The organism is Streptomyces sp. NPDC031445, from assembly GCF_055581365.1.
This window is the reverse complement of the sequence record NZ_JBVIJO010000015.1, coordinates 1-23,620: the sequence shown is the minus strand read 5'-3', so window position 1 is coordinate 23,620 and position 23,620 is coordinate 1. Positions and strand designations below refer to the sequence as shown.

Below are 23,620 nucleotides of genomic sequence, written 5' to 3'. Positions count from 1 at the left end.
CGCCGACGGCAACGGCCGGGGCCGTCGGCACGGGGGGCCGGCCGTTGCCAGGAGGGGTGTCAGCGGCGCAGTGCCGCCAGGTTGCGGTAGCCGATGGCCGCGTGCTCCAGGGACTGGGCCGGGTTGGCCGTGCTCGGGGCGTTGTCCTGCTCGACCATCGGGTTGTGGTAGTTGCGGTGGCCCACGCGGGAGAAGAACGTCGTGTAGTCGATGACCCCGGTGCCGAACGGGACCATGTCGTACCCCATGCCGTTCGTCGTGTTCACGGTGCCGTCCTTGGCGTGGAAGAGCGGGTACCGCTTGTCGTGGCGGGTGACCAGGCCCGCCGGGTCGAAGACGTTCGTGCGCGTGGAGCCGTCGTGGGCGGTGTAGGCGCGGAACTTGTACTGGGCCACGTGCGCCCAGAAGACGTCCATCTCCAGCCAGACCAGCTTCGGGTCGGTGACGGACAGGAAGTACTCCAGCTTGCGGACCCCGGAGCTGCGGGTCGGCCTGCCCTGGGCGTCCAGCGGGCCGCCGTCCAGCAGGAAGTCGTAGGCGGCGTCGTGGTTGTGGGTGTACAGCTTCAGGCCCGCGCGGCGGGCGATCTCCCCGAGGGCGTTCCACTTGTCGGCGGCCACGTCCCAGTCCGCCTGGTAGCGGCTGCTGGTGGGGTCGGCGCCGGTGCCCATGTGCGCCATGCCGAGGATGTTCGCGATCTCCAGGTGCTTCTTGAAGGTGTCCAGATCGGCGCTGGTCAGCGGCCAGGAACCGGGGATGAAGCCGTGGTTGCCCTGGGCGCGCAGGCCGGCGTCGTCGAGCCAGCGGCGCAGCAGCTTCGCGCCCTGGACGGACTCCAGGTTCGCCCCGCCGGGCGCGTTCGCGTGCTGGCCGTAGCCGGCGAACTCCACCTGGCGGTAGCCGAACCGGGCCAGCTGCTCGAACACGGCGCGGAAGCCCGACGGCAGGGAGGTGGAGAGCGGGTCCCGGCCGACGGCGTCGCGGACGGTGTAGAGGATGATGCCGCGCTTGTCCTCGGGCACCAGGGCGTGGCCCTTGCCGCCGGCCGCGGCCCGGGGAGCGGCCTGGGGCGCCGCCTGGACGGGTGCGGCGCCGAGGACGGGGGCGGCGACGGCGCCGGCCGCGACGGCGGTGCAGGTGCTCAGGAAGCGGCGGCGGCCGATGCCGAGGCTGCGGCGCAGGTCTTCGTCGGTGTGCTGGCTGATGTTCACGGGTGCCTCTCTCTGGACGGGTCGTCGGCGGTGAGACCGGCGAGGTGCAGCAGGAGCGGTTTCACGTCGGTGGCCGCGATGCGGTCGCCGACGGCGCGGGGGGTGGAGCACAGCAGGAGCGGACCGTCGTCGTCGCTCGCGGGGAGGCGGCCGTGGCTGCCCCGGATCGGTGAGGGGTCGAGGGGGACGACCGCCATGCGGTAGCGCAGGCCGAGCTTCTTGCGGGCCAGCGCCGTCGCCGCCCTGACCTTCACATAGGGGTCCTCGGGGTCCATGAACAGCTCGACCGGGTCGTAGCCCGGCTTGCGGTGGATCTCCACGAGGGGCGCGAAGTCGGGGGCGCGGGCGTCGTCCAGCCAGTAGTAGTACGTGAACCAGGCGTCCGGTTCCGCGACGGCGACGAGCTCGCCGGAGCGCGGATGGTCGAGGTGGTGGGCCTTCTTGCCCTCGTCGTCCAGGAGGCGTTCGATGCCGGGCAGGCCGTCGAGGGCGGCGCGGGTGGCCGCCAGGTCCTCGGGGCGGCGGACGTACACGTGGGCGATCTGGTGGTCGGCCACCGCGAAGGCGCGGGACGCCATCGGGTCCAGGTACTCCATGCCGTCCTGGGTGTGGACCTCCAGCAGGCCGGCGCGGCGCAGGGCGCGGTTGATGTCGACGGGCCGGCTCACCGGGGTGATGCCGTACTCGGACAGCACGACGACGGTACGGCCCTCGGCGCGGGCCTCGTCCAGCAGCGGGGCCAGGGCCGCGTCGAGGCCGGCGGCGGCCTTCAGGGAGCGCGGATCGTCCGGGCCGTGGCGCTGCAGGTCGTAGTCGAGGTGCGGCAGGTAGCAGAGGGTCAGGTCGGGCTGCCGGGTGCGCAGGACGTGCCGGGTGGCGTCGATGATCCACTGGCTGGACACCAGGTCGGCGCCCGGTCCCCAGAAGCGGAACAGCGGGAACGTGCCGAACCTGTCGGTGAGTTCGTCGTGCAGGGCCGGCGGCCGGGTGTAGCAGTCGGGCTCCTTGCGGCCGTCGGCGTAGTAGACGGGCCGCGGGGTGACGGTGATGTCGGTGTCGGCGCCCATCGCGTACCACCAGCAGATGTTGGCGACCGTGTAGCCGGGGTGGGCGCGGCGGGCGGCGTCCCACAGCTTGTCCCCGGCGACCAGGCCGTTGTGCTGGCGCCACAGCAGCACCTCGCCGAGCTCCCGGAAGTACCAGCCGTTGCCGACGATGCCGTGCTCGGCGGGGAGCGCGCCGGTGAGGAAGGTGGACTGGGCGGCACAGGTGACCGCCGGCAGCACGGTGCCGAGGTGCGCCCGGGAACCCGCGGCGGCGAGGGCCTCCAGGTGGGGCATGTGGGCGAGGAGGCGGGGGGTGAGGCCGACCACGTCGAGGACGAGGAGCGGGGTGGGGGTGCGCTCGGTCATGGCAGCTCCTTCAGGCCCAGGTCGGTCAACAGGTCGCGGGCGAGGGAGAGTTCGGCGGCGATGCCGTCGGCGAGCCGGTCCCGGCCGCGCGGGCGCAGGCCGGGCGGGAGCGCCTGCCAGGTGTACGTCTCGACCTCCAGGTGCCGGGTGAGCGGGCGCGGTCCGCCGACGAGCCGGGCGAGGGCCGCGCGGAGCACGGGGAGGGTGCTGGTCAGCGGCGCGGTGGGGGACGCGTGCAGCGGGACGTGGAAGTGGGCGCGCCAGGGCGCGTCCGCCGGCAGCGGCCCGCCGGCCAGGGCCTCGGGCAGGTCGTCGGCGCCGTGCACCCCGGCGCCGGTGAGCGCGCGGGTCTGGTGCAGGAAGCGAGGCTCCGCGAAGCCGGCGAGGGCGGTACGCACCTCGGGCCGGCCGGGGTGCTCGGCGTGCAGCGCGGCCGACAGCTGCGCCTTCACCACCGGCACCGGGGACGCGGCGAGCGCGTCCAGCGCTGCCGCCGGGTCCTCGAACGAGGTGGCCAGATGACAGGTGTCGACGCAGACGCCGACGCGGGGGTGGCCGACGGCGCCGAGCGGTGCCAGGGCGTCCGCCGTGGTCTCGATGACGCAGCCCGGCTCCGGTTCCAGGCCGACGCGGACCGAGCGGCCGGTCAGCTCCGCCAGCGAGTCAAGGCGCTGCCCGAGGGCGCGCAGCGCCGCCCGGCCCGCCGCGGCGCGGTCGGCGCTCCAGGTGGTGCGCCAGCCGAGCGGCAGGGTGGAGACGCTGCCCTCGGTGACGTCGTCGGGCAGCAGCGCGGCCAGGACACGGGCGAGCGCGGTGGTGTACTCCAGACGCTCGCGGTCCGCCCAGTCGGGCTTGTACACCCGGTACTTGACCTCGGCGGCGCCGAAGCCCTCGTAGGGGAAGCCGTTGAGGGTGACGACCTCCAGTCCGCGCCGGTCGAGTTCCCGCCGCAGCGTGCGCAGCGCGGCCGGGTCGGTGTCCACCGCGCGGGCCGCGTCATGGGCGAGCCACAGGCCGATGCCGAGCCGGTCACGGCCGAGCCGGCGCCGGACGGGCTCGCAGTGGTCGCGCAGCTGGGCGAGGACGCCGTCGAGGGTCTCGGCGGGGTGGACGTTGGTGCAGTAGGCGAGGTGGACGGTCGTACCGTCCGGGTGGCGGAAGCGCATCGCTCACTCCCCGCCGCGCAGCAGGGAGTTGCCCTCGTGGGTGGGCTCGGGCGGGACGACCTCCAGTTCCAGCCGGCCGCTCATGCCGTAGAACGCGACCGGGTTGCGCCACAGCACCCGGTCGACGTCGTCCTCGGTGAAGCCCTCGGCCAGCATCAGGTCGGCCACCCGGCGGGTCTTCAGCGGGTCGCTGCGGCCCCAGTCGGCGGCCGAGTTCACCAGGACCTTCTCGGGGCCGTAGGCGCGCAGGATCGCCACCATCCGCCGCTCGTCCATCTTGGTGTCGGGGTAGACGGAGAAACCGAGCCAGCAGCCGCTGTCCTTGGCCTCCCGCACGGTCGTCTCGTTGAGGTGGTCGACCAGGACCCGGTCGACGGGCAGGGCGGACTCGCGGACGACGTCGAGCGTGCGGCGCAGACCGGCGAGCTTGTCGCGGTGCGGGGTGTGCACCAGCGCGGGCAGGCCGTGGTCCGCGGCGAGCTGGAGCTGGGCGGCGAGGGCCTTGTCCTCGGCCGGGGTCATCGCGTCGTACCCGATCTCGCCCACCGCCACGACCTGGTCCTTGACGAGGTAGCGCGGCAGTTCGTCCAGGACGGGGGCGCAGCGCGGGTCGTTGGCCTCCTTCGGGTTCAGGGCGAGCGTGCAGTGGTGGGCGATGCCGTACTGGGCCGCGCGGAACGGCTCCCAGCCCAGCAGCGAGTCGAAGTAGTCGAGGAAGGAGGCGGGGGAAGTGCGGGGCTGGCCCAGCCAGAACGACGGCTCGACCACCGCGCGGACCCCCGCGTCGCGCAGGGCCTCGTAGTCGTCCGTGGTCCGTGACGTCATGTGGATGTGCGGGTCGAACAGGCGCATCAGGAGACCTCCTTGCCGGACTCCGCGGTGGCGTGGGCGAGCACGCGGTACAGGCCGTCGGGGACGGGGCGGCCGGCCGCCGTGCGCTCGGCCGCGAAGTCGGTGAGCATCCGGGCGAGTTCGGCGTCGCCGCGGGCCCGCTCGGCGAGACCGGCCACCGCCTCCACGGGGACGCCGGTGAACAGGCACTTCAGTACGGCCTGCCGCCAGCCGTGGGCGTCGAGGTGGCGGGCCGCGTAGGGGCCCACGGCGACGGCGAGCAGCCGGGTGTCGTTCGTGCGCAGGGCGTCCTCGACGAGGGGGAGCGCGTCGGGGCCGGGGACGAGGTGGGGCAGGGCGAGCAGCACGGCCCGCCGTTCGGCGGCGGTGCCCTGCCGGTAGACGCGGGTGACGGCGGCGAGGTCGGCGTGGGCCGTGCACAGGATCAGGACACGGGCGGCGTCGGCGTGCCGGCTGCCGCAGCGCCGGCCGGCCTCGGCCAGCCGCAGCTCCCAGGCGGAGATCGGGCCGTGTCCGCCGGGGTGGTCGGCGGCCTCGGCCAGCGCTCCGCGCAGCCAGGCGCGCGCGGGCGGCTCGAGGTGGGCTTCGAGGTGGTCGCGCAGCGCGTCGGGCGAGGGCGCCGCGGCGGCGGTCGAACGGGTCACGGGGTGCTCCCTTCGTGCACGGTGGCCGGGGTACGGGCGGTCGCGCGGCGCAGGAACGGCAGGGAGGCGGCGGCGTGGTGCGGGCCGGCGTGGGAGTGGCGGGGCAGCTCCACGACCGTCAGGCCCCGGTAACCGGTGGCCGCGAGCGCCGCGAGGACGGGCGGGAAGTCGATCTCGCCCTCGCCGAACGGGAGGTGGTCGTGCACGCCCCGCCGCATGTCCTCGATCTGCACGTGCCGCAGCCAGGGCGCGGCGGCGCGTACGCAGTCGGCGGGCGGCAGCGGCTCCAGGCACTGGCAGTGGCCGATGTCGAGGGTGAGGCCGAGCGCGGGCCGGTCGCCGAGGAGGCGGCGCAGGTGGTGGAAGTCGGCGAGGGTCGCGAGGAGGTGGCCGGGTTCGGGCTCGACGGCGAGGGGCACGCCGGCGGCCTCGGCGGCGTCGAGGACGGGGGAGAGCGAGACGGCGAGCCGCTCCCACGCGGGGGCCGGGTCCGGATCGGTCGGCGGAACGATTCCGCTGAAGCAGTGCACGGCCGTGGCACCGAGGTCGGCGGCCACCCGCACCGCCCGCAGCAGCAGGTCCACGCGCCGGGCACGGGCCTCGGGGTCCGGGTCCAGCAGCGAGGGGCCGTGTTTGCGGCGCGGGTCGAGGACGTACCGGGCGCCGGTCTCCACGGCCACGTCGAGCCCCAGTCCGGCCAGCCGCCGGGCCACCCGCCGGGTACGGCCGGCGAGGCCGGGGGCGAGCGGGTCGAGGTGCATGTGGTCGAGGGTCAGCCCGACACCGTCGTACCCGAGGTCGGCCAGCAGGGCGAGGGCGTCGTCCAGCCGGAGATCGGCGAGACCGTTGGTGCCGTAGCCGAAGCGCGGGGGGTTCACTCGGGGCTCCCTTCCATGACCGGCGGCCCCATGCGACACGCCTCTTCCCGGCCGCCCGGTCCCGGGGCCGTGGTGCGGATGCCGGCGGTGCCGCTTGCGCGCGTGTCGCCGGCCGAGCGGGAGGTTGGCGGGCCGGGGGGCGCCGTGACCGGGGCGGTGGTGCGGGTGCGGGTGCGGGCGGTGGCGGTGGCGGTGGTGGTGTGCTGGTGGGCGGGGGTCGGGTTCATGTGACGCTCACCCTTCTCGCCGTGCGGGCGGCCAGTGGGCCGAGGGCCGCCGTGAACAGGGCCGTCGCCCCGGCTCCGGCGCGGGCGGCGAGGGCGGCCTGGAGGGGGATCGTGGCGCGGATGCCGGCGCCGACCGCGCGCTGGGTGAGCGGGGGTGACGGGTTGAGGACGGCGTGCAGGTAGGGGCGGGCCGCGGTCCCGGCGTAGCCGAGGGCGAGCGCGGTGGTGAGCGCGCGGCCGGGGAGCAGCCGGGTCACGGCGGCGGTGGCGGCCAGCGCGGCGAGCGGGGCGGTCGGGGAGCCGCCGCGGGTCTCCTGGCGCGAGACGGCCGTGACCGCGAGCGTGTGGGTGCCGAGCAGGGCCGCCGACGGCAGGGCCGGCCGGACGCGTCCGGCACCGGCGGCGGCGCCGAGCAGCAGGTCCAGGGCGCGGGCGGCGGCCATCGCGGCCGGGCCCGCCGGGGTCCGCTTGAGCAGCAGGTCGTACGACCAGACGGTGGCCGCGAGCGGGGTGGCGACCGCCAGCGCCGGGCGCCCCGCGCGGGCGGCCAGGGCGAGCCCGGCGGCCGTGAGGGCACAGGCCGCGGTGAGGGCGGCGGCGGGGCGCACCCTTCCGGACGGCAGGGGCCGGTGCGGGCGCTCCACGGCGTCCTCGGCGCGGTCGGCCCAGTCGTTCAGCGCCATCCCGGCCTCGTACAGGCACACCGACGAACCGATGGCGAGCAGGCTCGCGCGCCCCGGCCGGACGCCCGCGGCCGCCGCCCCGGCGAGCGCGTCGCCGGGAACGGTGAACAGGGCGGGCAGCCGCAGCAGTTCGGCCCACGCCCGCAGCCGCCGCCCGCCCGGTGCCGGGGTGCCGCCGCGGGCGTCGCGGCCGGTGCCGGGCCGGCGGCTCACTGCGGGGCTCCCAGTTCGCGGGCGAAGCGCAGGAGCGCGGTGTACTGGTCGGCCAGGGCGGCCGGTGCGCCGCCCACCGGGTCCTTGAAGTAGAAGGCCAGGTCGGTGAGCGGGCCGGCGCGGCCGGTCTCGTGGGCGCGGGCCGTCAGCCGGGCCAGGTCCAGGACGAGGGGCGCCGCCAGGGCCGAGTCGCAGCCCTGCCAGATGGTCTGCAGGACCATGCGGGTGCCGAGGAAGCCGTCGAAGGCGATGTGGTCCCACGCGGTCTTCCAGTCGCCGAGCGCCGGTACGTCGTCGATGTGGACCTCGCCCTCGGGGACCGTGCCCAGGGTGTCGGCGAGGACCCGCTCCTTGCCTGCGTTCTTCGCCGCGGCGGCGGCCGGGTCGGCGAGCGCGGCGCCGTCCCCGCCCCCGAGGAGGTTGGTCCCGGACCAGGCCCGCACGGCGAGCGCCCGCTGCGCGAACATCGGGCCGAGCGCGCTGCGCAGCAGCGTCTGCCCGGTCTTGCCGTCCCGGCCGGCGTACGGCAGCCCGCTGGAGGCCGCGAGGCCGGCGAGCGCGGGGTGGTGCAGCCCGGTCGAGGGGGTGAAGTTGACGTACGGGCAGCCGGCGCGCAGGGCGGCCGCCGCGTAGAGGGAGCTGGGCGGCAGCTCCGCCCCGGTCGCGGCCGGTTCCGTGGAGGCGACGTTCACCACCACCGCACGGGCCAGGCCGTGCCGTCGTACGAAGCCGCGCAGGTCCTCGGCGAAGGCGGTGATCAGTTCCTCCGCGGTGCGGGTGTCGCCGGGCAGGGGGCCGCCAGGCTTGATCTCCCGGTCCGCGGCGGCGAGTTCGGCGGCGACGGCCGGGGGGAGGCCGGGCGGGAGGACGCCGCCGGCGGCGAGCTGTTCGGCCCGCTTGGGCAGGGGGCAGTCCGTGGTGTCATGGCCGCCGAAGACCAGGGACGACAGCGCGGGCAGGCCGCTGCCCGCGAACGCCGGGCCCTCGGTGACCAGGCCCGTCGGCGGGTGCAGGCCCGCCGTCAGCGCGGCGCAGCCCGCGACGACGCTGGTGGCGACGGAGCCGCGGGCGCCGATCAGCCAGACGCCGGCACGCGGGGAACGGGCGGGGGGCGCGGACATGGGCAGCCTCCTTGTCGAGCGCGGACACCGCAAGCGGTGGGGACGAACGCCGTGCGTGGGGGGTTCGGGCGTGCGGAGGTGGTGACGGCGGGCGGGAGTACGGCGTCTCCCGCCCGCCGCCGTTCAGTGGCCCTTGGCGGGCAGTTCCCTGATCCGGATGTCGCGGAAGGACACCTCGTCACCGGCTCCGTGGTTCTGGATGCCGATGTGCCCGTCGGTGAGGCTCCGGGCCGGATCGGTGTTGGTGAAATCGTTGATCTTCACGCCGTTGAGCCAGATCCGCAGGCGTTCGCCCTGGACCCGGATCTCGTACGTGTTCCACTCTCCCGGCGGGTTCAGCGCACGATCGCGCTTCTTCAGGTCGGCGGAGCGGAAGCCGTAGACGGACCCGGTGGTCTTCTCCGGGACGTCGGTGGCGTCGATCTGGATCTCGTAGCCGTTGTCCACGGCCGACCACGGGTCGTCCGAGGGCGGGAAGCCCACGAACACGCCCGAGTTGTCGTCGCCGGCCGCCTTCCAGTCGAGCTTCAGGGAGTACGATCCGAAGCTCCGGCCGGCGTACCAGAGCAGGCCCATCCCGCCGGACGAGGTGAGCGTGCCGTCGTCGGACAGGGTGAAGGAGCCGGGGCCCGCCTGCCGCCAGCCGTCGAGGGAGTCACCGTCGAACAGGCTGGTGTATCCGCTCTCCGGCCGGCAGTCGGCCTGGGCGGCGCCGGTCGCGTACCGGATGCCGCCCAGCAGGTGCCGGCGGAACTCCGGGTCCGCGTACGACTCCTTGGTGTGGCCGCCGCCGGTGTAGAAGGCCCGGCCGCCCTGGTACTCCTGGCACCAGGCGATCGGATGGTCGCCGTTCATGGTGCCGCCGGTGTACGACGACTCGTCGAGCGAGGCGAGGACGTGGGCCCGGTCCCGGGGGTTGGAGCGGTAGTTGTACCACTCGTCGGTCCGGTTCCAGGTCCGCGCCAGCCCCGAGGTCGCCGGGTGGGCGCGGTCCTCGACCCGCACGGTGGCCGGCTGGATCGCCGGGTGCGACTGGAAGTACGCGCCGGCGAGGCCGCCGTAGAACGCCCAGTCGTACTCGGTGTCGGCCGCCGCGTGGACGCCGACGTAGCCGCCGCCGCGGTGGACGTAGTCCTCGAACGCCGCCTGCTGGGCGCTGTCGAGGACGTCCCCGGTGGTCGACAGGAACACCACGGCGTCGTAGCGCCGCAGGGTGGACGGGGTGAAGGCGCCCGCGTCCTCGGTGGCGTCGACCGTGAAGCCGCCGCTCGCGCCGAGCTGCCGCACCGCGGCCACGCCCTCGGGGATCGAATCGTGCCGGAAGCCGGCCGTCTTGGAGAAGACCAGCACTCGCTTGGCGCCGTCCGTGCCGTGCGACGCGGCCGGTGCCGCGGCGCAGCCGAGGAGCAGCGCGGCCGTCGCGACGGCGGTCACTGTGCGCATGTGCCGCTCCTCTCAGCCGGTGGTGAAGGTGAAGTCGTCGACGTCGAACAGGGCTCCGCTGCCGCCCTTGAACACCAGGTAGAGGGTGGTGGTGCCGCGCGGGGCGCGGGACAGGTCGGCCTGGACGTCCTGGAAGGTCTCCCAGCCGCCGGTCACCGGCACGGTCGCCTTGCCGAGCAGCGTGCCGCCCGCCGAGCCGGCCCGGACCTCCAGGGTGCCGCCCGCGCCGCCGGAGGAGACGCGCGCGGTGATCTTCTCGGCGTTGCCCAGGACGTACGGCGTGAAGGAGATCCAGTCGCCGTTGTCGATGTCACCGACGGTCTTGCCGCCGTGTGCCGTCCCCTTCGCGATCACCGAGACGCCGGAGCTGTTGCCGAAGTGCTCGGCCTGGCGGTGGCGGGGCTGGAGGACGCTCTGGTCGTGCGAGGTGAGCGCGGCCTGGCCGCCGCCTCCGTTGTCGGTGTACTCGGCGTTCAGCACCCCGAAGATGTTGGCGTCCTCGTCGTGGCCGCCGTCGGCGCTGGTCTGGATGGTGCCGGTGCAGCCGGTGGCCGAGGTGAGCGGGTGGCCGTGGGTGTCGTGGCCGAGGACGAAGGTGACCTTGACCTTGGCGCAGTCGATCCGGCGGCCGTCCTCGGGGTCGGTCACCTTCACGGTGAAGGGGACGGCGTCACCGAAGCTGAACAGCTGCCCGTCCTTCGGGGTCTGGAGCACCACCGTGGGCGCGGTGTTGCCGACGACGATCTGCACGCTGGCGCCGCCGGTGCGGCCCGAGGGGTCCTTCGCGGTCACGGTCGCGGTGTAGGTGCCGTTCTTGCGGTAGGTGTGCGTGGGGTTGGCGTCGGTCGACCGCGTGCCGTCGCCGAAGTCCCAGCTGTAGGTGAGCGCGTCGCCGTCCTGGTCGCTCGTGCCCTGCGAGGAGAACTGGACCTTCAGCGGCGCCTGGCCGGAGGTGCGGCTCGCCGCCGCCTGGGCGACGGGCGAGTGGCCGTCGGTGGCGTTCTCGATGCGGTACAGCGCCGAGTTCTCGTCGCCGCCGAACCAGGAGACGCCGTAGTCGAGGACGTACAGCGCGCCGTCGGGCCCGAACGCCATGTCCATCACCTGGGTGCCGGTCCAGGGCACGTCCTTGATGGACCGCACGGTGCCGTCCGCGTCGCTGCTGATGCGCTTGATCCAGCGGCGGCCGAACTCACCGGCGAAGAAGTCGCCGTCGTAGGCCTCGGGGAACTTGACCGGCGAGTCGAGCGCGGGGTCGTAGTGGTAGACCGGGCCGCCCATCGGGGACTCGGAGCCGTCGCCGAACTCGGGGACCGACGGGCCGTTGTAGGGGATCCAGGCGGGCTGGGCCGGCGGCAGGTCGGTCAGGCCGGTGTTGTGCGGGGAGGTGTTCTTCGGGGCGGAGCAGTCGAAGGAGGCACCGGAGGCCTTGGTCGCGAAGTCGTAGTCGACGTAGGCGTCGTTGGCGCCGGTGCAGTACGGCCAGCCGAAGTTGCCCGGCTTGGTCACCCGGGCGAACTCGACCTGGCCGGCCGGGCCGCGCTTCGGGTCGGCGGCGCCGGCGTCGGGGCCGTAGTCGCCGACGTAGAGGATGCCGGTCTCCTTGTCGACGCTGAACCGGAACGGGTTGCGGAAGCCCATCGCGTAGATCTCGGGCCGGGTCTTGTCCGTCCCGGGCGGGAAGAGGTTGCCGTCGGGGATCGAGTAGGAGCCGTCGGCGCCGACCTTGATGCGGAGGATCTTGCCGCGCAGGTCGTTGGTGTTGCCGGCGGTGCGCTGGGCGTCGAAGCCGGGGTTGCGGTCCGCGCGCTCGTCGATCGGGGTGTAGCCGTCCGACTGGAAGGGGTTGGTGTCGTCGCCCGTCGACAGGTAGAGGTTGCCGGCCGCGTCGAAGTCGATGTCACCGCCGACGTGGCAGCACAGGCCGCGCGTGGTGGGGACGTCGAGGATCTTCTTCTCGCTGGCCGTGTCCAGGGTGCCGTCGGTGTTCAGCACGAAGCGGGAGAGGCGGTTGACGCCGTCGAAGGGGGCGAAGTCGGCGGCGGTGCCGGTCTCGGGCGCGTCGCCCGCCGGGGTGTTCAGCGGGGGCGCGTAGTAGAGGTAGATGAAACGGTTCGTCGTGAAGCCCGGGTCGACGCCGACGCCCTGGAGGCCCTCCTCGTCGTGGGAGTACACGGCGAGCTTGCCGGCGATCTTGGTGTTCCCGGCCGCGTCCGTCAGGCGCAGCTCGCCGTCACGCGAGGTGTGCAGGACCGAGCGGTCCGGGAGGACGGCGAGGGACATGGGCTCCCCGGTCTCCGCCTCGCCCTTGGCGAGGGTGACCTGCTGGAAGTCCTCGGCCGCCGCGGCCGGGTCCTGGCCGGCGACGGCTGCGCCGGCCTGGGGCGAGGTGAGGGTGAGGGTGGCGCCCGCGAGGAGCGCGCCGCCGAACAGGGCGAGCGCCTTGCGCAGGCGTGGTCTGCGGGTTCCGGTGCGGGTGGTGCGATCGTTCCCGTGCACGAAAGGCCTCCAGAGTGGGGCTGGTTGTACGGGGCGGGTGAGTACGCCGGGACGCGCCGTCGTCCCGGAGCCGTGCATCAACCGACGCGGGACGTCAGTTGGCGAACGCCGCGTCGAACGAGGCCGACGGCGGCTCGAAGTCGTACGCCTTCAGGCGGGACAGGGCCTCGGGAGCGCCCTGGAGCCGGTCCATGCCGGCGTCCTCCCACTCCACGGAGACGGGCCCGCCGTAGCCGATGGAGCGCAGCATCCGGAAGACGTCCTCCCAGGGCACGTCCCCGTGTCCGGCCGAGACGAAGTCCCAGCCGCGGCGCGGGTCCCCCCACGGCAGGTGGGAGCCGAGGCGCCCGTTGCGGCCGTCGAGCCGCCTGCGCGCCTCCTTGCAGTCCACGTGGTAGATCCGGTCGCGGAAGTCCCACAGGAAGCCGACCGGGTCGAGGTCCTGCCACACGAAGTGGGAGGGGTCGAAGTTCAGCCCGAAGGCGGGGCGGTGGCCGACCGCCTCCAGGGCGCGGTGGGTGGTCCAGTAGTCGTAGGCGATCTCGCTGGGGTGGACCTCGTGCGCGAACCGCACGCCCTCGGCGTCGAAGACGTCGAGGACCGGGTTCCACCGGTCGGCGAAGTCCTCGTAGCCGCGCTCGATCATCGACTCGGGCGCGGGCGGGAACATGGCGACCAGGTGCCAGATCGCCGACCCGGTGAAGCCGACGACGGTGTCGACGCCGAAGGCCGCGGCGGCACGGGCGGTGTCCTTCATCCGGTCGGCCGCGCGCCGCCGCACGCCCTCCGGGTCGCCGTCGGCCCACACCGCGTCGGGCAGGATGGCCCGGTGCCGCTCGTCGATGATGGCGTCGCAGACCGCCTGGCCGACGAGATGGTTCGAGATCGCCCAGCACTTCAGGCCATAGGAGTCGAGGAGCTGGTGCCGGGACTTCACGTAGCCGGGGTCGGCGAGGGCCTTGTCGACCTCGAAGTGGTCGCCCCAGCAGGCGAGTTCGAGGCCGTCGTAGCCGAAGTCGCGGGCGAGCCGGCAGACCTCGGCCAGGGGCAGGTCGGCCCACTGGCCGGTGAACAGCGTGAACGGGCGCGGCATGAGCGCGGCCTCCTTCAGCCCGCGACGGGCGTGTAGACGGAGTTCTTCTCGGCGCTCTCCTCCACCGCGGCCAGGACGCGCTGCACCTGGAGTCCGTCGGCGAAGGAGGGGTCGGGGCGGGTGCCCGCGGCGACGGCGTGGACCAGGTCGCGGGCCTGGTGGACGAAGGTGTGCTCGTAGCCGAGGCCGTGGCCCGGCGGCCACCAGGCGTCCAGGTACGGGTGCTCGGGCTCGGTGACGAGGATGCGGCGGAAGCCCGCCTCGGCGCCGGGCCCGGTGGCGTCGTGGAACCACAGCTCGTTCAGCCGCTCCAGGTCGAAGGCGAGCGAGCCGCGCTCCCCGTTGAGCTCGACGCGCAGGGCGTTCTTGCGGCCGGTGGCGTACCGGGTCGCCTCGAAGGCGGCGAGGGCACCGGAGGCGAACCGGCCGGTGAACACGGCGGCGTCGTCCACGGTCACCGTGCCGGTGCTCACCCGCGGGGCGCCCGTCGCGGACCCGGCCCCCAGACCGCGGCTCGGGCCGCCGGGCAGCGGGCGCTCCCGGACGAAGGTCTCCGTCAGCGCCGACACCCCGGCCAGCGGCTCCCCCGCCAGGTACTGGGCGAGGTCCACGATGTGCGCCCCCAGGTCCCCGAGCGCGCCGGAACCGGCGTGCTCCCTGCGCAGCCGCCAGGTCAGCGGGAAGGCGGGGTCGGCCAGCCAGTCCTGGAGGTACGTCACCCGGACGTGCCGCAGGGTGCCGAGGCGGCCGCCGGCGATCATCCGGCGGGCGAGCGCGGTCGCGGGAACCCGGCGGTAGTTGAAGCCGACCATCGCCACCCTCCCGCGCCCGTACGCCTCTTCCGCGGCGCGCGTCATGGCCTCGGCCTCGGCGACGGTGTTCGCGAGGGGCTTCTCGCACAGCACGTGCTTGCCGGCGGCGAGCGCGGCCACCGCGATCTCGGCATGGCTGTCACCGGGGGTGCAGATGTCCACGAGGTCGACGTCGTCCCGGGCGATCAGCGCGCGCCAGTCGGTCTCCACGGCGGCCCAGCCGTGCCGCTCGGCCGCCGCCCGGGCGGCGGCGCCGTCCCGTCCGCAGAGCACGGCCAGCACCGGCCGGCGGGGCAGGTCGAAGACGTGGCCCACGGTACGCCAGCCCTGGGAGTGGGCGGCGCCCATGAAGGCGTAGCCGACCATGCCGACGCGCAGCGGCGGTCTCCCGGCTCCGGGGGCCCCGTCCGGTGCCGTCCCCGGTGCCGTCCCCGGTGCGGCCCCCGGGGCCCTCTCCGGTGCGGCCTCGGGGCCGGCTGACTGCTGCGGCTGTTCCATGCGCTCGTCCTCCTCGTCGTCGGGGCGCGTTCGTCGTGGCGCGGTGGGGGGTGCGGGCCGGCGGGCCGGCTCAGCGGAAGCCGGTGGGCATGTACCGGTCGACGTTGGTCTTGTCGACCACGGCCGAGTACAGGGTCAGGGACGCCGGGACCTCGAACTCGGCGAGACCGCCGACGCCCTTGCCCTGGCCGAGGGCGCGGGCCAGGTCGATGGCGGAGGCCGCCATGGTCGGCGGGTACAGGACGGTCGCCTTGAGCACGCCGTCGTCCTGCTTGATGGCCTCGAAGGCGGAGAGGGCGCCCGCGCCGCCGACCATCAGGAAGTCGTCCCGTCCGGCCTGCTGGATGGCCCGCAGCGCGCCCACGCCCTGGTCGTCGTCGTGGTTCCACAGGGCGTCGAACCCCCGCTGCGCCTGGAGCAGCTGGGCCATCTTGGCCTGACCGGACTCGACGGTGAACTCGGCCGCCTGCCGGGCCACCTTCTTGATGTTCGGGTAGTTCTTCAAGGCGTCGTCGAAGCCCTGGGTGCGCTGCTTGGTCAGCTCCAGGTTGTCCAGGCCGGCGAGTTCCACGACCCGGGCGTCCGGCTTGTCCTTGAGCTTCTCGCCGATGTAGTGCCCGGCGTTGAGGCCCATGCCGTAGTTGTCGCCGCCGATCCAGCAGCGGTAGGCCTGCGCGGAGTCGAAGACGCGGTCCAGGTTCACGACCGGGATGCCGGCCCGCATCGCCTTGAGGCCGACCCGGGTCAGGGCCTTGCCGTCGGCGGGCAGCACGACCAGGACGTCGACCTTCTTGTTGATCAGCGTCTCGATCTGGCCGATCTGCTGGGCGGTGTCGTTGGAGCCCTCGGTGATCTCCAGGGTGACGTCGGAGTACTTCTTCGCCCGGTTCTTGGCGTTGTCGTTGATGGCGTTCAGCCAGCCGTGGTCGGCCTGCGGTCCGGCGAAGCCGATGGTGACGTGCCTGCCGGGCTTGTCGTCGGCGGCCGGCTGCTCGTTCGCGGCCGTCTTCTCCTCCTTCGTCTCGTTGCTCGTGCAACCTGCGAGGAAGGCGCCGGCGGAGACGGCGGCGGTCCCGAAGAGCAGTCCTCTGCGGCTCGTCAGCTGTGACATGGTGGTGAACCCTTTCCTCAGGTCGTGCTCGCGGTACGGCGCTGGACCAGGACGGCGGCGACGATGATCGCGCCCTTGGCGATCTGCTGGACGTCGCTCTGGAGGTTGTTCAGGGCGAAGATGTTCGTGATCGTCGTGAAGACCAGCACGCCGAGCACGGAGCCGGTGACGGTGCCGCGGCCCCCGCTGAGCAGGGTCCCGCCGATGATGGCGGCCGCGATGGCGTCGAGTTCGTACAGGTTGCCGTTGGTGTTCTGGCCGGAGCCGGAGAGCACGATCAGCAGGAAGGCGGCGATGCCGCAGCACAGCCCGGACAGCAGGTACAGGTAGAGCCGCTGGCGGCGGACGTCGATGCCGGCGAGGCGGGCCGCTTCGGCGTTGCCGCCGACGGCGACCGTGCGCCGGCCGAAGGTCGTGCGGTTGAGCAGCAGCCAGCCGAGGACCGTCACGATCGCGAACACCAGGACCAGCGGCGGGACGCCGAGCACATAGGAGTCGCGCTCACCGAGGTTCAGGATGCCGTCCACGGTCACGATCTGCGTCTTGCCGTCGGTGATCTGCAGGGCGAGTCCGCGCGCCGACGCCAGCATGGCGAGGGTGGCGATGAAGGGGACCATCCCGCCGTACGCGACGAGCAGTCCGTTGACGAGCCCGCAGCCGAGGCCGACGGCCACCGCCGTGAAGAGGATGCCGGCGAAGCCGTACTCCTGCGTGGCGACCGTGGTCGCCCACACGGAGGCGAGGGCGACGATGGCGCCGACCGACAGGTCGATGCCGCCGGAGGTGATGACGAACGTCATGCCGACGGTGACCACGCCGATCACCGACGCCTGGGTCAGCACCAGTTGGAGGTTGCGGGTGTCGAGGAACTCGTCGGGCTTGGTGACGCCGCCGATGACGACCAGAGCGGCGAGCACCCCGAGCAGGGAGAGGGTGCGCAGGTCGGCGCGGGCCGGCAGGGCGCGCCAGACGGGGAGCCGGGCCGGCGGTGTCGGGCCGGCGGTGTCCCGGGGCGGGGAGACGTGCTGCGTCATGACGCCGGGCTTCCTTCCATGACGAGGTCGAGGACTCGGTGTTCATCCAGCTCCTGGGCGGGCGCCGTGTGCACGACACGGCCCTCGCGGAGCACCAGTACGCGGTCGGCGAGGCCCAGTACCTCGGGCACCTCGCTGGAGACCAGCAGAACGGCCAGGCCCTCGTCCGCCAGCCGGCGCACCACCGCGTACAGTTCGGCGCGGGCGCCGACGTCGACGCCGCGGGTGGGCTCGTCCAGCAGCAGCACCCGGCAGCCGCGCAGCAGCCAGCGGGCGAGCACGGCCTTCTGCTGGTTGCCGCCGGACAGGGTGCGCACCGGCACGTCCGGGTTGCCGGGGCGCAGCGACAGCTCCCGGGTCGCCGCCCGCGCGGCGCCGCGCTCGCCGCGCCGGTCGATCCAGCCGCCCCGCGAGAAGCGGGACAGGGACGACACCGACACGTTCCGCGTGACGGACTCCAGCATCAGCAGGGCCTGCGCCTTGCGCTCCTCGGGCGCGAGCCCTATCCCGGCGCGCACGGCGGCACGGACGCTCCCGGTGCGCAGCCTGCGCCCGTCGACGACGACGTCGCCCGCGGTCGCCCGGCGCGCCCCGTAGACGGTCTCCAGGATCTCCGAGCGACCCGAGCCGACCAGGCCGGCCAGCCCGACGATCTCACCCGGGCGCAGATCGAGGTCGAACGGCGCGAACTCCCCGTCCCGGGCGAGGCCCCGCACCCGGAGGACGGGCTCGGCCTCCGGCGCCCGGGCGGGCCGCTCGGGGAAGACGTACTCCACGCTGCGGCCCGTCATCAGGGCGACGACGTCCCGGGTCGGCGTGGTCTTCGCGGGCAGCCCGCCGGCGACGGCCCGGCCGTCCTTGAGCACGGTCACCCGGTCGCCGATGCGCCGGATCTCCTCCAGCCGGTGCGAGATGTAGACGACGGCGACCCCGTCGGCGGTGAGATCGCCGACGATCCGGAAGAGGTTGTCGACCTCGTCGGGGTCGAGCGCGGCGGACGGCTCGTCCATCACGATGAGCCGTACGTCGTGGGACAGGGCCCGTGCCATCGACACGATCTGCTGCTGCGCCGCCGACAACTCCCCGACCAGACGGGCCGGATCGATCTCGGGATGCCCGAGCCGCTTCAGCAGCGCCGCCGTCGCGGCGCGCGCGGCCTTGACGCGGACGACGAACCCGGCGGCCGTCGGCTCGTGGCCGAGGTGGACGTTCTCCGCCACCGACAGGTGCTCCACCAGGTCGAGTTCCTGGTAGATGGTGGCGATGCCGAGGCGCATGGCCGCGATCGGGGAGCGCAGGGTGACCGGCTCGCCGCGCCAGTGGATGCCGCCGCCGTCCGGCTGGTGGGCGCCGGCCAGCACCTTGATGAGGGTGGACTTCCCGGCGCCGTTCTGGCCGAGCAGGCAGTGCACCTCCCCGGCCTGGACGTCGAGGTCGACGCCGTCCAGAGCGCGGACTCCGGGGAACGACTTGGTGATTCCGGACATGCTGAGCAGCGGTGGTTCTGATGCCATGTGAGTCCCCTCGGCGGGCGTGCGGACCGGTGTCAGGGCGTAGCGAGGCGAGCGCCCTGCGGCCAGGGAGCGGCGTTACACGAGTAAGTGGGGCGGTGCGGCGGTGCGGGGGATGGGTCGCTGATGCGGGCCGGGTGCGCGGGCGGGGTGGTGACGGCTTGCGCGGGTGGAACGCTGTCGGGTTTGCGCGGGTGGTGCGTCTACGCGGGTGAGAAGAGGTGGTCGCTGATCAGCCGGGCGGCGCCGATGACTCCGGCGCTCGGTCCCAGCTCTCCGAGGACGATGGGCAGGTTGCCGGTGGCCAGCGGCAGTGACTGGCGGTAGACCTGGGTGCGGATTGCGGCGAGCAGGGTGTGGCCGAGGCCGGTCACCCCGCCGCCGATCACCACCAGGCCCGGGTTGAAGAAGGACACGAGTCCGGCGATGACCTGGCCGACCCGGGTGCCGCCCTCACGGATCAGTTCGAGGGCGGTGGCGTCCCCCGCGGCGGCAGCGGCGGCGACGTCCACGGCGGTGAGGGTGCCGTTCGCCTCCAGCCGGGCCGCGAGTTCGGCGGACAGGCCCTGCCCGGCCGCCTGCACCGCGTCCCGGGCCAGGGCCGCGCCGCTGAAGTGTGCTTCCAGGCAGCCCCGGTTGCCGCAGGCGCAGGGCCGGCCGTCGGGCACCGCCTGGATATGGCCGATGTCGCCGGCGCTTCCGGTGGTGCCCCGGTGCACCCGGCCGCCCGCGACGATGCCGCAGCCGATCCCGGTGCCGATCTTGACGCAGAGGAAGTCGGCCGTGGTACGGGCGACCCCCGCGTGCTGTTCTCCCATCGCCATGAGGTTCACGTCGTTGTCGACCATGACCGGGCAGCCGAGCTCCTGGCTGAGCGCCTCCCGGACGGGGAAGCCGTCCCAGCCGGGCATGATCGGCGGGGCGACCGGTACGCCCTCGGGGAAGCGGACCGGTCCAGGGACGCCGATGCCGGCGCCGTCGAAGCCCTCGGCGAGCCCCGCGGCCCTCAGCTTCCCCGCCAGGTCCAGGACCTGCTCGAAGACCGCTACCGGCCCCTCGCGCACGTCCATGGGCTGGTTGAGATGGCCGAGGACCTCCAGTTCCGGGGTGGTGACGGCGACGTCGACCGAGGTCGCGCCGATGTCGACGCCGAGGAACCTGAGGTCCGGGTTGAGCCGGACGTTGTGGGAGCGCCGGCCGCCGCGCGAGGCGGCGAGTCCGTCGGCCGCCACCAGGCCCGTCTCCAGCAGCCGGTCCACCTCCACGGCCAGCTTCGACCGCGACAGGTCGACCTGGTCGCCCAGCTGGGCCCGGGAGTTGGGGCCGCCGTCCCGCAGCAGCTTCAGCAGGCGGGCCTGGTGCGCGTTGGCCGGTCGAGCCGTCATGCGTCTCACGTGCCCCTCCCCGCCCTTTGCGGCCACCAGTGTCGGGCTTTCGACAGGGAACGTAGCAGTGGCCGCCGAACCTGGGAAGAAGTTGTGCACGGATTCCCGGGAACTTCTTCCACTGAGAGGACAAAGAGCGTGGGCTAAGGGACGGCTCCCGGACAGCCACGGGTGCGCGGAGGCGGTAGCCGGGGGGCGCGGGCCGGGGCCCAGGTGGTGCCGTCCGCTCGCATCGGTTGTGCGGCGGGCGGCTGTTGGGTGGCCGCCCGCCGGCGGAACTCCTGCCGGCGCGCGTGTGTCCCGCGCCGGGGGCGGGCTAAGGGACGGCTCCCAGTTCCGGTTGCGGTTCCGGTTGCGGTAGGGGAGCGGGAGCGGGCTTCGGTTCCCACAGTGCGGTGGTCCGCACGAAGCCGTGGACCACCGAGAGCATCGCCAGCAGGAGAAGGGGGCCGAACAGCCACGGGTGCGCGGCCATAGGCACCGGCAGAAAGCGGTACGACAGCAGGAGCGCGGCGAATACCGCCGTACCGTGGGCGACCAGTTGGATTCCGGACCGGTCCCAGCCCCGGTCGTACGCGCGCAGCGCCGCCTCGATGGTGAGCGTGAACACCGCACCGGCGAGGAGATCGGCGCCGTAGTGGTAGCCGAACCCGAGTGTGGCGGTGAGCGTGGCGACCAGCCAGAACGTGCCCGCGTAGCGCAGGAAACGCGGTCCCTTGCGGGAGTGGACGAAGATCGCGGTGGCCCATGCCGTGTGCAGACTGGGCATGCAGTTGCGCGGGGTGATCCCGTCGAACGGTATGGGGTGCGGGGTACCGAGAGGCGACGGTGTGTCCGGCCACAGGGCGGCGACCGCCCAGTGCCCGCCGTCGGCGCCGTAGGCGAAGACCGGCCCGACCACCGGGAAGATCATGTAGATGGCCGGCCCGAGGAGCCCGATGACCAGGAACGTGCGCACCAGGTGATGGCGCGGGAAGCGGCGCTCGGCCGCCACGTGGCGCAGCTGGTACATCGCGACGACGACCGCGGCCACCGCGAGCTGGGCGTAGACGTAGTCGAGGGTGTGGGCGCCGACCGTGCCGGTGGCCCGCACGATCCGGCCCACCACCCACGACGGGTCGCCCAGCGCGTGGTCGGCGGTCGCGACGTACGGGTCGAGCACCGTCGGGCGGGTCTTCGACGTGATGAGGAGCCAGGTGTCGCCCGTCTTGCGGCCGGCCACCAGCAGCAGGCCCAGCCCGACGCCCTTGAGCAGCAGCAGGCGTTCGCTGCCGGTGCGGCGCGTGACCGCGATGACCGCGCAGCCCACGATGACCCACAACGCGCCGTTGCCGAAGGGATGGCCGCCGTCGGTCAGGCCGGCGCCGGCCGTCCACCGCGCCAGCAGGAAGACGACGTCGATGCCGATCGCCGCGCCCAGCGCGAGGAACCGTTCCCGCCAGGTGAGGACCACCATCGTCAACGCCATGCTGGCGTACAGCAGGAACCCCGATTTGGGCGGGAACACCAGTTCCCGCACCTGGTAGGTGACCGGCCCCGGCAGACCGTAGTGGCGCGCGGCGATCTCCAGCGCGACGAGGAACGCGAGGGTCACCACAGCGGCCGTGGCCCAGAGCACCGTCCGGGGTCGACGCCATGCGGCGAACGAACTTCTGTTGTCTGGTGGCGGAATGACCCGCGATGCTCTAGATATCAATTGTTTGGCCGATGTGTTCGGTGTTGTGTGGTTTTCCGGCGAGGTCGGGCTATGCGGGCGTGCTTGTCGTGAGTTCGATCATGTTATCCGAGCACCCGCGCCTTGTGGATGGGGAAGTGCCCGCCACGGTCAGCACGCGATGCCCGCTCCGTCCCACGGACTCGGCCCCGTACCGCGGCACCAGGCGTCCAGGGCGTCGCCGTCCACGCACACGATGCCGCACTGGCGCGCGTACTCGACAGCGGGCGTGGTGAAGTCGCTCGTGGTCACGACCGCCGCGACATCTGCCTCGTGGATGGTGAAACAGGTTCCGCCGAACCGCTGGAGGTCCTGCGAGCCGACCTTGTTGGCCGGACCGTACTGCTTGCACTGGATCACCACGCGCCGTCCGTCCGGGGTGAGCGCCGTGACGTCCGCCCCCAGGTCGCCGGCGCCGCCCACCACCTCCACCTCCCGGCACCCGTCACGGGCGCACAGGTCGGCTATGGCCTCCTCGAAACCGTCGGGCCCGAGCTCGGCGCAGTCCACCACACCGCCGGGGAACGCGGCCGTCTCCTCACCGGCCGCCTCCCCACCGGCCGTCTCCTCGTCTGCCGGCCACGGCGGTACGGCTGCCTCCGGGGCGGGCCGCGACGGAACCACCGCCTCCGCGGCCGGCCGCAGCGGAACGGCTGCCTCCGCGGCCGCTTCCTCCAGTGCGCGGGCGGTCCGGCGCGCGTACTTCGCGGCGGAGAACCGGCGCCACCTGGACCGGCCCGTCACGGCGGCGGCGATGCCGAGCACCGCCAGGACCCCGGCCCACAGCGGGCGCCGCTCCACCATGCCCGCGGCCGTCCGCACCACCAGCGCGAGGAGGCACAACAGGACCGCGAGCAGCAGGAAGAACAGAGCGGTCGTGCGCAGATCGAAACGTCGGTCGTTCCGCACACGTCGAACGGGGCGCAGAGGTACGGACACGCGGGTTCCCTCCCGGACGGCGACGACAAAGGCCGGTCCTCTCCGGATGCCCGAGATCATCGAAAGATCGCACACCGCGCATGGCTCAGCCCTGGCCGGCGACCTCGCCGACCAGGGCTGTCCCCGGTACGGGAGCGGCGGAGCCCGCCCCGTACCGGTGTCCGTCCGTGTCTAACCGCACCGGAGCAGGTACTTGTGCTGTCCGGACAGCACGAGCTCGCCGCGCTGGTTGTGGACGGTGGCCTGCGTCACCACGACACCGTCGTCGCCGCGCGGTTCCAGGCCGGTGATGGTCAGGGCCGGGTACAGGGTGTCCCCGGAGTGCACCTCGGCCAGGAACGTGCAGGACACCTCCAGGAATCTGATGAACACCTCGCCGATGAAGTGGGGGAACAGCGTGGCGCCCGGCGCGGTGAACGCCAGCACCTGGAGGCCGTGCACCACCGGCGCGGAGTGCCCGTGCCGGCGCGCCCACTCGGCGTCGTAGTGCACCGGGTGGTTGTCCGCGGAGACCGTCTGGAAGGCCGCCGCGTGGGCGTCGGTCAGGGTCCGGCTGGGGGCCCGGAACACCTCGCCGACGTGCAGGTCCTCGAAAGTCCTGGGCGGGACGACGAGGAACGCGTCCGGGTCGAACCCGGTCGCCGGCGGTGCCGTGTCCTGAGTGTCCATCGTGCTGTCCTCTCCGTCGTCTCTCGGGGGTGCGTCTTTCCGGTACGTCTTTCCGGTGCGTCTCTCGGGGTACGCGTGAGGGGCCCGGCTCACGGTGAGTCAGACCACATGACTCCCGGCGTCGGCCTCGGCCGGTGCGGGGCGCGCTGCCGGGCCGGGGTCACCGGCCCCTGGCGCTCGGCACGGTGGGCGCGGGCGGGCGGAACTCGAAGGCCGGCTGGGCGGGGCGCGCGACCACGGGCGGCCCGCTCATCAGCGCGACGAGTTCCGCCGCGGCACGGTCGGTCCTCTCGGCGAGTCCTTCGGCGCCCCAGTCCTCGGAGGCGGCGTAGACGCCGGTGGGGACGACGACGGCGCGGAGGTAGGCGAACAGCGGGCGCAGCGCGTGTTCCAGTACCAGGGAGTGCCGGCCGGTGCCGCCGGTGGCGCCGATCAGGACCGGCTTGCCGGTCAGCGCGTCCTTGTCGAGCACGTCGAAGAAGGACTTGAACAGTCCGCTGTAGGA

General features: G+C 73.6%; 21 protein-coding genes. All 21 read right to left on the bottom strand.

Translation table 11 applies throughout. The features are described 5' to 3' along the window. Positions 1–59: 59 nt before the first annotated feature. Positions 60–1,211 carry a sugar phosphate isomerase/epimerase family protein gene (locus tag ACZ5DC_RS32645; protein WP_468658735.1) on the bottom strand — a complete coding sequence of 384 codons (1,152 nt, stop codon included), beginning with the start codon at positions 1,209–1,211 and terminating at the stop codon, positions 60–62. After that, complete coding sequence (locus tag ACZ5DC_RS32640) at positions 1,208–2,623, bottom strand: nucleotide pyrophosphatase/phosphodiesterase family protein (RefSeq protein ID WP_468658733.1); 1,416 nt, start codon at positions 2,621–2,623, stop codon at positions 1,208–1,210. The genes ACZ5DC_RS32645 and ACZ5DC_RS32640 overlap by 4 nt, the downstream gene beginning before the upstream one ends. Beyond that, positions 2,620–3,789, bottom strand: a complete 1,170-nt coding sequence (eboE, locus tag ACZ5DC_RS32635) for a metabolite traffic protein EboE (RefSeq protein WP_468658731.1) — start codon at positions 3,787–3,789, stop codon at positions 2,620–2,622. The genes ACZ5DC_RS32640 and eboE overlap by 4 nt, the downstream gene beginning before the upstream one ends. Positions 3,790–3,792: 3 nt before the next feature. Beyond that, the gene (locus ACZ5DC_RS32630) at positions 3,793–4,641 is read right to left on the bottom strand and encodes a TatD family hydrolase (RefSeq protein ID WP_366753618.1); all 849 of its coding nucleotides are present in this window, start codon (positions 4,639–4,641) and stop codon (positions 3,793–3,795) included. After that, positions 4,641–5,285: an EboA domain-containing protein gene (locus tag ACZ5DC_RS32625; RefSeq protein WP_468658728.1), complete on the bottom strand. Its 645-nt coding sequence runs from the start codon at positions 5,283–5,285 to the stop codon at positions 4,641–4,643. The genes ACZ5DC_RS32630 and ACZ5DC_RS32625 overlap by 1 nt, the downstream gene beginning before the upstream one ends. Continuing rightward, complete coding sequence (locus ACZ5DC_RS32620; protein ID WP_468658726.1) at positions 5,282–6,163, bottom strand: sugar phosphate isomerase/epimerase family protein; 882 nt, start codon at positions 6,161–6,163, stop codon at positions 5,282–5,284. Before ACZ5DC_RS32620 ends, ACZ5DC_RS32625 begins: the two co-directional genes overlap by 4 nt. Continuing rightward, positions 6,160–6,390 (bottom strand): hypothetical protein, encoded by a 231-nt coding sequence (locus ACZ5DC_RS32615; protein ID WP_468658724.1) that lies wholly within the window; start codon positions 6,388–6,390, stop codon positions 6,160–6,162. Before ACZ5DC_RS32615 ends, ACZ5DC_RS32620 begins: the two co-directional genes overlap by 4 nt. Then, positions 6,387–7,286, bottom strand: coding sequence for an SCO3242 family prenyltransferase (locus tag ACZ5DC_RS32610; RefSeq protein WP_468658722.1), 900 nt, complete (start codon positions 7,284–7,286; stop codon positions 6,387–6,389). Before ACZ5DC_RS32610 ends, ACZ5DC_RS32615 begins: the two co-directional genes overlap by 4 nt. Continuing rightward, the gene (locus ACZ5DC_RS32605) at positions 7,283–8,407 is read right to left on the bottom strand and encodes an inositol-3-phosphate synthase (protein ID WP_468658720.1); all 1,125 of its coding nucleotides are present in this window, start codon (positions 8,405–8,407) and stop codon (positions 7,283–7,285) included. Before ACZ5DC_RS32605 ends, ACZ5DC_RS32610 begins: the two co-directional genes overlap by 4 nt. 123 nt (positions 8,408–8,530) lie before the next feature. Further along, positions 8,531–9,850 carry a ThuA domain-containing protein gene (locus ACZ5DC_RS32600; protein ID WP_468658718.1) on the bottom strand — a complete coding sequence of 440 codons (1,320 nt, stop codon included), beginning with the start codon at positions 9,848–9,850 and terminating at the stop codon, positions 8,531–8,533. A gap of 12 nt (positions 9,851–9,862) precedes the next feature. Beyond that, positions 9,863–12,349, bottom strand: coding sequence for a PQQ-dependent sugar dehydrogenase (locus ACZ5DC_RS32595; RefSeq protein WP_468658716.1), 2,487 nt, complete (start codon positions 12,347–12,349; stop codon positions 9,863–9,865). Between the two features lie 94 nt (positions 12,350–12,443). Then, entirely contained in the window at positions 12,444–13,442 is a 999-nt protein-coding gene (locus ACZ5DC_RS32590) for a sugar phosphate isomerase/epimerase family protein (protein WP_468658714.1), read from the bottom strand. Positions 13,443–13,456: 14 nt separating this feature from the next. Further along, positions 13,457–14,752 (bottom strand): Gfo/Idh/MocA family protein, encoded by a 1,296-nt coding sequence (locus tag ACZ5DC_RS32585; protein ID WP_468658712.1) that lies wholly within the window; start codon positions 14,750–14,752, stop codon positions 13,457–13,459. A 70-nt stretch (positions 14,753–14,822) separates the two neighbouring features. Further along, on the bottom strand, positions 14,823–15,863 hold the full coding sequence (locus ACZ5DC_RS32580) for a substrate-binding domain-containing protein (protein ID WP_468658710.1): 1,041 nt from the start codon (positions 15,861–15,863) through the stop codon (positions 14,823–14,825). Between the two features lie 17 nt (positions 15,864–15,880). Continuing rightward, a complete protein-coding gene (locus ACZ5DC_RS32575; RefSeq protein ID WP_468658708.1) occupies positions 15,881–16,897 on the bottom strand; it encodes an ABC transporter permease in 1,017 nt (338 codons plus the stop codon). After that, positions 16,894–18,411, bottom strand: a complete 1,518-nt coding sequence (locus ACZ5DC_RS32570; protein WP_468658706.1) for a sugar ABC transporter ATP-binding protein — start codon at positions 18,409–18,411, stop codon at positions 16,894–16,896. The genes ACZ5DC_RS32575 and ACZ5DC_RS32570 overlap by 4 nt, the downstream gene beginning before the upstream one ends. A 200-nt stretch (positions 18,412–18,611) precedes the next feature. Then, positions 18,612–19,793, bottom strand: coding sequence for an ROK family transcriptional regulator (locus ACZ5DC_RS32565; protein WP_468658704.1), 1,182 nt, complete (start codon positions 19,791–19,793; stop codon positions 18,612–18,614). 316 nt (positions 19,794–20,109) lie between these two features. Continuing rightward, on the bottom strand, positions 20,110–21,390 hold the full coding sequence (locus ACZ5DC_RS32560; protein WP_468659106.1) for a phosphatase PAP2 family protein: 1,281 nt from the start codon (positions 21,388–21,390) through the stop codon (positions 20,110–20,112). Between the two features lie 228 nt (positions 21,391–21,618). Then, a complete protein-coding gene (locus ACZ5DC_RS32555) occupies positions 21,619–22,416 on the bottom strand; it encodes a restriction endonuclease (protein ID WP_468658702.1) in 798 nt (265 codons plus the stop codon). Positions 22,417–22,617: 201 nt separating this feature from the next. Then, positions 22,618–23,115: a MaoC family dehydratase gene (locus ACZ5DC_RS32550; RefSeq protein ID WP_468658700.1), complete on the bottom strand. Its 498-nt coding sequence runs from the start codon at positions 23,113–23,115 to the stop codon at positions 22,618–22,620. A 160-nt stretch (positions 23,116–23,275) separates the two neighbouring features. Further along, positions 23,276–23,620, bottom strand: a 345-nt coding sequence (locus ACZ5DC_RS32545; RefSeq protein WP_468658698.1) for an NAD(P)H-dependent oxidoreductase, incomplete at its 5' end; no start/stop codon positions are given.